Origin of the sequence: Ornithinibacillus halotolerans, from assembly GCF_014637405.1 — a bacterium.
Classification (GTDB): Bacteria; Bacillota; Bacilli; order Bacillales; family Amphibacillaceae; genus Ornithinibacillus; species Ornithinibacillus halotolerans.
Map to the genome: position 1 here is coordinate 1 of NZ_BMEY01000044.1, position 858 is coordinate 858.

At 35.0% G+C, this 858-nt stretch carries 2 protein-coding genes; both read left to right on the forward strand.

Features of this window, described 5'->3' with window-relative positions:
- Window positions 1-53 precede the first annotated feature (53 nt).
- Window positions 54-617: a helix-turn-helix domain-containing protein gene (locus IEV35_RS19960; RefSeq protein WP_188386413.1), complete on the forward strand. Its 564-nt coding sequence runs from the start codon at window positions 54-56 to the stop codon at window positions 615-617.
- A partial coding sequence (locus IEV35_RS19965; RefSeq protein ID WP_188386414.1) for an IS3 family transposase occupies window positions 581-858 on the forward strand: 278 nt, incomplete at its 3' end. The genes IEV35_RS19960 and IEV35_RS19965, both read left to right, overlap by 37 nt.

The window sequence follows — 858 nt, forward strand, 5'->3', positions numbered from 1 at the left end:
TGGACCTGCACCCCAAAAGTTAGAGTAAAAAATAACTTTTGGGGTGATTTTTTATGGCAACGTATAGTGAGGAATTTAGGGAAGAAGTTGTGACTGAATATCTGGAAGGACCTCTTGGATATAAGCTCTTAGCAAAAAAATATAATATGCCAAGTCCAACACCAATAAAAAGATGGGTAAATGCATATAAAGCCTTTGGAAAAGAAGGCATTCGTAATAAGCGTTCAAGAAGTTATTATTCTTTTCAATTTAAGCTTGATGTATTAAACTTTATGAAACAAACGGGCGCTTCTTATCAGGAAACTGCAATTGAGTTTAACTTGAATCAACCCTCTCTTATTTCAAATTGGAAACAAATCTATGTGAAAGAGGGAATAGAAGGGCTCAAAGAGAAATCGAAAGGGTGTCCTTCTATGTCTGATAAGGAAAAATCAAAACAAACCAAACAAGGTAAAGATCTATCTCGTGAGAAACAATTAGAGCGTGAGATTGAACTTCTTCGCTTGGAAAATGCGTATTTAAAAAAGTTAAAAGCTTTTCAGGAGAACCCGAATGCCTATCTAGAAAAGCACAAGCAGCGTTGGCATTCGAACTCAAAGAAGAAGGATTCAAATTAAAGGATGTCCTTAAAGTTGTAGGAATACCAGGGGCGACTTATCATTATCACATCAACCAACTAGAGAAAGAAGATCCGGATAAAGAACTTAAAGAGAAAATTCAAGAATTATTTGAGGAGCATAACGGAAATTTTGGATATCGCCGCATTCATTTACAATTAAGAGCAAAAGGCTACAAAATTAACCATAAAAAAGTACAACGTATTATGAGAGAACTAGGCTTAAAATGTGTGAAGTTTAC

Coding starts and splice junctions, on each gene's coding strand:
- IEV35_RS19960 (WP_188386413.1), top strand. CDS start 54: ATGGCAACGTATAGTGAGGAATTTAGGGAAGAAGTTGTGACTGAATAT.